Below are 7,328 nucleotides of genomic sequence, written 5' to 3'. Positions count from 1 at the left end.
TCAGACATAATTAAAAATAAAAAAGGCTTCACAATGCTGTGAAGCCTTTAGTAGCGAGAGGGGGGCACGATCCCCCGACCTCCGGGTTATGAATCCGACGCTCTAACCAACTGAGCTACCTCGCCAAAATTCTTTTATGTAAAAGAGTATTTAATACAATTGCCAGCTATCTGCTAAGCGGGTGCAAATATAATAACAATTACCAACCCTGCAAGCATCTTAAATATAAAATAAAAAAATTACTGCTTTCTTTTTTACTGAGCAATTAATATTTATATTGGCGACCCAACCGAATAATAGAAAATGGAAGAAAAAATAAAATTTGAGATCGAGTTTCCTATTCAGGCCTCACCGTCACTTTTGTATCAATATATGTCTTCACCCTCTGGAATGTCTGAGTGGTTTGCAGATAATGTTAATTCACGTGGCGAGTATTATACCTTTATTTGGAATGGTAGTGAAGAAAAGGCTAAACTATTAGGAAAGAAAAGTGATGAGCGTATAAAGTTCAGATGGATGGATGATGTAGAGGATGAAAATCTATATTATTTTGAACTGCGTATTGTTGTAGATGAGATAACAAAAGATGTTTCGTTAATCGTGACAGATTTTGCTGAGCCTGGAGAAGAAGATGAAGGTAAAATGTTTTGGGAAAATCAAATTTCTGAACTGAAACATATCATAGGTTCTAACTAGAAACAACTCGTAAATAGTATATTTGTCCCTTCTTAAAAAAGGGACTTTTTTTATGGTTAATTTTAACGGCATTATTACAGAAACACCGCAATTCTCAGCACACAACAGAGGGATGCTTTATGGAGATGCGGTGTTTGAAACTGTTAGATTTAGTAGTGGTAAGATCTCATTCTGGGAAGATCACTATTTTAGGCTAATGGCTTCAATGCGCATTTTGCGTATGGAAATCCCAATGCATTTTACGTTAGAGTCTCTGCAAGATGAGCTTTTAAAAACGGTAGATGCTTCGGGATTAACTGATAAATCGGCTAGTATTCGATTAACGGTGACCCGTAATGAAGGAGGGAAATATTTGCCTACAGATAATACCGTGAGTTTTTATGCTTTTGCAACTGAATTAACAGAGCCTTTTTTTATTCTGAATGAATCTGATTATGAGGTTGATCTTTATAAAGATCATTACTTAAATGCAGATTTATTAAGTACGCTTAAAACAGCAAATAAACTCATTCACGTTACAGGAAGTATTTTTGCAAAAGAGAATAACCTTGCAAATTGTCTTTTAATAAACACTAATAAAACAATTGCAGAAGCTTTAAACGGTAATCTTTTTATTGTAAAAGATAATCACATTAAAACTCCACCACTTACTGAAGGTTGTCTTAGAGGTATTGTACGCAAGCAACTGTTAGATATTTTAGAGAAGACAGATTCTTATACGATAGAAGAGGCTGCCATATCTCCTTTTGAACTACAAAAGGCAGATGAGCTTTTTATAACCAATTCTATAATAGGTATTCAGCCTATAACTAAGTATCGCAAGAAGAAGTATACAAATACTGTTTCTAAAAATTTAATAGGGAAATTAAATGCTAAAGCACGTTTAGGCTAGTAATTAATTGTAACTGGGGTTTTCTGGTGCATTTGACCAGATCACATAGTCACCACCTAGTTCAATCATTTTTTCCTTCCAGAATTCAGGAAAGCATTTATTTATGATTTCTTTATCGTAGATATTTTCTGCTACAATCCACGAGTTTGCATTAAGTTCATCATCTAATTGATCACTATCCCAACCTGAATAACCTAGAAAAAAACGAATTTCTTCTGCTGTGATTTTCTTAGAAGTTATAAGATCTACTACGGTGTCAAAATCACCTCCCCAATATATTCCACTAGAAATTTCAATACTATCAGGGATAAGATGTGGTACTTTATGTAAAAAATAAAGATTGTCTTGCTCTACCGGTCCACCATTATAGATTTGCATTTCGATCTCAATTTCGGGAATAAGTTCATTGAGGGTAAATGTGAGGGGTTTATTTAAGATAAAACCTACAGAACCTTCTTCAGTGTGGTTAGCAAGCAAAACGACAGATCTGTTAAAAGAAACATCTCCTATAATAGCAGGCTCGGCTATTAATAAATTGCCCTTTTCAGGTTTGTTTGTCGTCATAAATAAAGTCTTTTAACTAAGCTAATCTTTTTTTATTAATTAACAAAAAAATAAGAAAAATAAAAAAAGCCCTTAAAAAAGGGCTTTTGAAAAATATTTAGAAGCTATATAATTAATTTACAGCGTCTGATAATTCAGAACCTGCTTTAAACTTAACTACATTTTTAGCTGCAATTTGAATAGTTTTTCCTGTCTGTGGATTTCTTCCTTCACGAGCTGCACGTTGAGATACAGACCATGAGCCAAAACCTACTAAAGAAACGCGATCTCCGTTCTTTAAAGATTTTTCAACATTGCCTAAGAAAGATTCTAATGCTTTTTTAGCTGCTGCTTTAGTAATTCCAGCACTTTCTGCCATTGCATCAATTAAATCTGATTTGTTCATAATGTAAATTTTAAAATTAAATGTCGGTTAAACTTTTATTTATATTCTAACAAATTTAGACGGATATTTCGTTCAGGCAAGTAATAGCGCAGGAAATTCAGTTTTCTGTTAATAACTTTAACATTTTGTTAACAAGGATGACTGTTTTTAACAAAAATTCAATAACATCAGCAGTTATGCGGCCTTACAGCATTTTAGCTTCTTCATTAAAAGTAAATCCATTTAGTAAATCTTTTACCAGCATTTTTTTCTTACCAGAAAGTTGAACTTCTATTAATTCAATCCAATCATTTTGGGTTGCAACATACAATTTGCCATCGTGCACTAAAATTTTGCCCGGTTCTGTACTTAATGGTGGTAATTCTTCATTAGAGGTCTTGGAAGCCTGATAAATTTTTAATTGATGTTCCTTATCATCACCATTACTAAAATGCGTGTAAGCAACAGGATATGGGCTCAAACCACGTATTAAGTTATGAACGTCTACAATAGATGCTGACCAATTGATTCGGGTATTCTCCCTGTTTAACTTATATGCAGTGTGCAGCTGCTCCTGTTTAGACTGTATAGTAGTTGATACTTCACCCTGTTCTATATGTTTTACAGTTTTAAGTATTAGATCACTACCTAGATGCATCAGTCGATCGTGTAAAATTCCCGCATTTTCATCTGAAGCGATCTTGAGCTTTTCCTGAAATATAATTGCACCGGTATCTATCTTTTCATCTATAAAGAAGGTACTTACACCGGTTTCGGTTTCTCCCTTTATAATAGCCCAGTTTATAGGAGCTGCGCCTCTATAATCAGGAAGTAGTGATGCATGTAAGTTAAAAGTGCCGTATTCTGGCATTTGCCATACTACCTGCGGTAGCATTCTAAAGGCCACAACAATCTGCAAATTTGCTTTAAGTGCTTTTAATTCTGCCAGAAAGTCTTCATCCTTTAAATTAGTGGGTTGTAAAACGTTTAGATTCTGACTTTGAGCATAGGTTTTAACAGCACTCTGTTGAATTTTTTGACCTCTACCCGCAGGTCTGTCTGGCGCAGTTATAACACCCACAATCTTATAATTATTTTCAACCAGTTTTTGTAATCCGGCAACAGCAAAATCTGGTGTTCCCATAAAAACAATTCTTAAATCTTTCATTTCAGTTTATATGAATTAGAAGGAGTTATTTGTATTTTTTCAGTAGCTAAAAGATTTTTTAGCGCCTTTATAATTTCAGCTTCTTCAAGCGTATTTAGTGTTTCAACAAGGGATGTAGGCGTGTAGTTTTTAACCTGAAGCAAAGCTACTATTTTAGACTCAATCATTTTAGTGGTTACTAATTTAGCTTTTCGCCTTGCACGTATACATACATCGCAAACTCCGCAGGGAGTTAGTTGTTTTTCTTCAAAATAAGCGAGAAGCTGCGTACTTCTACAAATAGTATTTGTATTTAAATAGCTTATTATACTGTTTACCTGATTTACTTTTCGGGTATTTTGAGCGGTAATATGTTTTGCAATTTTATTTATTGTTAAATCATCTTCGCGTTGTACCAGAAAAGTAACAGCAGAGTCATAATTTTTGTGGTCGTAAAGTGCAACATTATCAACCTGTAGTTGTAATAATATTTTATGAATCTGGGCCAGAGGCACAGCGGCTTTTTTAGCGATAATCGTATGATCTATAGCTAAAGGTTGATCATATATACCACCATATGTTCTTAAAATACTTTTGACCACGGTGTCTATACCGGGATTTTTAATGAGGTAATAGGTTAAATTAATAGGTGAAATTGTAAATTGGAGTGTAGATTTTCTATAAAATTCTTGAGACAATACCAGAACACTATTACGATCTAAAAGCTGTAATGCATTATAAGTGATAAGCGTTTTGAAATTATACGTGTTGCAAAATTCCATAAAATCAAAACGAAATGTTTCCTGCTCACCTTCACCGTAAGAAACCTGAAAATAACTATTGAGTTTTTTGTAAACCTTTTTTACATACTCAACAGCGGGTAATACATTTAAGAATTGATTTGCCAGTCTGCTTTTATCAGAGGGATTATAAAGTATGATGCTTTGAGCTGTGGTACCATCTCTACCTGCTCTGCCTGCTTCCTGAAAATAACTTTCCAAACTTTCAGGTAATTCTACGTGTACAACAGTTGTAACATCGGCTTTATCTATTCCCATTCCAAAAGCACTGGTAGCAACCATTACCTGCGTCTTATTTTGAGACCAATCTTCAAATCGTTGCTGGCGTTCACCATTGCCTAAGCCACCGTGATAATAATGGGAGGTAATGCCATTTGCCTGTAAAAATGAAGCATAGTTTTGAGCGGTTTTACGACTACGCACATAAACAATAGCGCTACCTGTATATTTTCTAAATAGTTGTATAAGCCGGCCATATTTATCTTCTTCAGCTACTACTTTATAGGCCAGATTTTTACGCTCAAATGAATTTTGAACAACCATAGCTTCGGTCATATCTAATTGTTCAATTATATCTTCCTGAACTTTTTTTGTAGCGGTTGCGGTTAGCGCAATGCAGGCAACCTCTGGAAAGTTTTTTCTAAATGCCGAAATGTTGCGGTAAGCCGGTCTAAAATCGTGTCCCCATTGCGAGATACAGTGTGCCTCGTCTACAGCGATTAGTGAAATGTTCATTTGCTTTAGTCTGGCAAGCACTAATTCATTCTGAAGTCGTTCGGGAGATAAATACACTAACTTATAATTTCCGTAGATACAATTATCTAATAACGCATCAAGGTCATTATAATGAATACCGCCAGGGATGTACAATGCTTTTATATTTCTTTGGGCAAGCTGCATAACCTGATCCCGCATCAATGATAATAAGGGAGAAATTACCACAGCTATGCCATCTTGTAGTAATGCAGGAATTTGATAGCAGATAGATTTACCTCCACCGGTGGGTAATAGCGCAAAGGTATCTTGCTTGTTTATAACAGCAGATATGATCTCAAGCTGCTTTGGTCTGAAATTTTCGTAACTCCAATATTTTTGTAAAATATCAAGGGGAGTTACAGACATAAATCTAGATTTTCAAGAATAAATGCAACCCGGTTTTCAACATCTGCTTTAGGCACTTCTATAGGTTTATACCCATAGGCTTTATAAGTTTTTATCAGTTCTTCCTGAATATTTAGCGCTTCTTCAAAACTTTCATAGCGTTCCTGATCTGTAGTATGTATTTCGCGCCACGGCGGAAGAACAAAAATATGGTCGTACTTATACACATTGCAGGCCTCCTTAAATTTTTCAGGATAATCCTGTCCTATAAAGTCCATATAGGCAGTCACATCTGGGATACCTCGATCTATAAATACAAATTCCTGATCAAGTTGGGATGCCTCTTGATATTGTTTTATACGGCGTTCTAATAAAAGTTCACTAAACAAAAGAGGCTGCGTCAAAAAAAGCTGATCAATTCCTTCTTCCTGAGCGGCCTTTGTAACCTCTCTAGACACTTCATCAAAGCAGGTGTGACCTTTAGCCTTTAAAGCATTAAGGAGTGTGGTTTTTCCTGTGCTGGGTCCTCCTATGAGAACGATACGTTTTGTCATCAATTGCGTTCTGTATAAATACAAACAGCACCTATAACCATTTTAGATTAGTGCCGCATATTTAAAGTTTTCGGTAAAAATACTCAAATAGAAGTCGTTTAAAAAATTAGTTGTAGAATGGTATCTTTGCAGCAGAAAAAACAAAACTATGAGTACAGATACTAACTCTGATGAATTTTATGCAAAACTGAAAGGAAGACTGGAGGAAACTACCAACTGGCCTACAGAATACTTATATAAATTTATAGTTCCGTCTGAAGCAGAGAAAATAAATAAGATTGAGCATATATTTGATAATCTGGGTGCTGTGATTACAACTAAAGCCTCTAGCAAAGGAACCTATACCAGTATATCAATTAATTTACAGATGAAAGATGCAGATGCCGTTATTGCAAAATACAAGGAAGTAGCTGTTGTTGAAGGTGTAATTTCATTATAAAAGAGAATAATCTACCTAAAATGGGGTTAATTTAACCTTGATAGATGGGCTTTTGTACATTTTTTAGTACTTTGCCACTAGGTTTTAGTTACAAACCACACTTCACTTAAATTTTTACAGTTGATAGATCAATTAGAATATAATACTGAGCGCGAAAAGCTCATCATACCTGAATATGGCCGTCATCTCCAAAAGATGGTTAATCAGGCAATTGCTGAAGAAGACGAAAAGAAACGTAATATAATTGCCCGTAGTATTATTGCTGTAATGGGTAATATTCAGCCGCATTTTAGAGATGTCCCAGATTTTCAACACAAACTTTGGGATCAATTATTTATAATGAGTGATTTTAAACTTGATGTTGAATCGCCTTATGAAAAACCTTCTCGAGAAAAGCTTGAGGAGCATCCAGAACCTTTAGATTATCCTCAAAACTATCCTAAATATCGTTTTTATGGTAACAACATAAAACGAATGATAGATGTTGCCGTAGAGTGGGAGAAAGGTCAATTGCGTGAAGCTTTAGAGTTTACAATCGCTAATCACATGAAGAAGTGTTTCTTAAACTGGAACAAAGACACCGTAGATGATGACGTGATTTTTAAGCATCTTTTTGAGTTAAGTAATGGGAACATTAATCTAGCTAAAAAGGAGGAAGACCTTAGGGATACGCAAAAGCTAATGCGACCTAAAAAGACTAACAAAACTACTAATTATCGCAAGAAACCTGTACGTGGTGGCGGTAAAAAGCGATACTAAAAACTAGCCATA

At 35.0% G+C, this 7,328-nt stretch carries 9 protein-coding genes and 1 tRNA gene; 4 read left to right on the top strand and 6 right to left on the bottom strand.

Going from position 1 to position 7,328, the window contains the following annotated elements; translation table 11 throughout:
* Positions 1-51: 51 nt before the first annotated feature.
* A tRNA-Met gene (locus tag ACEN25_RS15680) sits at positions 52-125 on the bottom strand.
* Between the two features lie 178 nt (positions 126-303).
* On the opposite strand from ACEN25_RS15680, the gene ACEN25_RS15675 reads away from it, so the two are divergent.
* Positions 304-696 (top strand): START-like domain-containing protein, encoded by a 393-nt coding sequence (locus ACEN25_RS15675; RefSeq protein WP_028375975.1) that lies wholly within the window; start codon positions 304-306, stop codon positions 694-696.
* A gap of 52 nt (positions 697-748) precedes the next feature.
* Complete coding sequence (locus ACEN25_RS15670) at positions 749-1,588, top strand: aminotransferase class IV (protein ID WP_028375974.1); 840 nt, start codon at positions 749-751, stop codon at positions 1,586-1,588.
* A 3-nt stretch (positions 1,589-1,591) separates the two neighbouring features.
* Here the strand turns inward: ACEN25_RS15670 and ACEN25_RS15665 are convergent, their stop codons facing one another.
* The 5 genes from ACEN25_RS15665 to ACEN25_RS15645 all read right to left on the bottom strand — a co-directional run bounded on the left by ACEN25_RS15665 (position 1,592) and on the right by ACEN25_RS15645 (position 6,118).
* On the bottom strand, positions 1,592-2,152 hold the full coding sequence (locus ACEN25_RS15665) for a YqgE/AlgH family protein (RefSeq protein WP_028375973.1): 561 nt from the start codon (positions 2,150-2,152) through the stop codon (positions 1,592-1,594).
* 112 nt (positions 2,153-2,264) lie between these two features.
* Positions 2,265-2,537 (bottom strand): HU family DNA-binding protein, encoded by a 273-nt coding sequence (locus ACEN25_RS15660; RefSeq protein ID WP_028375972.1) that lies wholly within the window; start codon positions 2,535-2,537, stop codon positions 2,265-2,267.
* Positions 2,538-2,721: 184 nt separating this feature from the next.
* The gene (gene fmt / locus ACEN25_RS15655; protein ID WP_441803737.1) at positions 2,722-3,684 is read right to left on the bottom strand and encodes a methionyl-tRNA formyltransferase; all 963 of its coding nucleotides are present in this window, start codon (positions 3,682-3,684) and stop codon (positions 2,722-2,724) included.
* On the bottom strand, positions 3,681-5,585 hold the full coding sequence (locus ACEN25_RS15650; RefSeq protein ID WP_441803736.1) for a RecQ family ATP-dependent DNA helicase: 1,905 nt from the start codon (positions 5,583-5,585) through the stop codon (positions 3,681-3,683). The genes fmt and ACEN25_RS15650 overlap by 4 nt, the downstream gene beginning before the upstream one ends.
* Positions 5,576-6,118, bottom strand: coding sequence for an AAA family ATPase (locus tag ACEN25_RS15645; protein ID WP_441803735.1), 543 nt, complete (start codon positions 6,116-6,118; stop codon positions 5,576-5,578). The genes ACEN25_RS15650 and ACEN25_RS15645 overlap by 10 nt, the downstream gene beginning before the upstream one ends.
* Positions 6,119-6,266: 148 nt before the next feature.
* On the opposite strand from ACEN25_RS15645, the gene ACEN25_RS15640 reads away from it, so the two are divergent.
* Both ACEN25_RS15640 and ACEN25_RS15635 read left to right on the top strand, forming a co-directional pair.
* The gene (locus ACEN25_RS15640) at positions 6,267-6,557 is read left to right on the top strand and encodes a DUF493 family protein (protein ID WP_441803734.1); all 291 of its coding nucleotides are present in this window, start codon (positions 6,267-6,269) and stop codon (positions 6,555-6,557) included.
* 120 nt (positions 6,558-6,677) lie between these two features.
* A complete protein-coding gene (locus ACEN25_RS15635) occupies positions 6,678-7,316 on the top strand; it encodes a DUF4290 domain-containing protein (RefSeq protein ID WP_441803733.1) in 639 nt (212 codons plus the stop codon).
* Positions 7,317-7,328 lie beyond the last annotated feature (12 nt).

The organism is Leeuwenhoekiella sp. W20_SRS_FM14 (assembly GCF_052119605.1).
Lineage (GTDB): Bacteria > Bacteroidota > Bacteroidia > Flavobacteriales > Flavobacteriaceae > Leeuwenhoekiella.
Note: the sequence above shows the minus strand (reverse complement) of the source record. Positions and strands in the feature narration are given on the sequence as shown.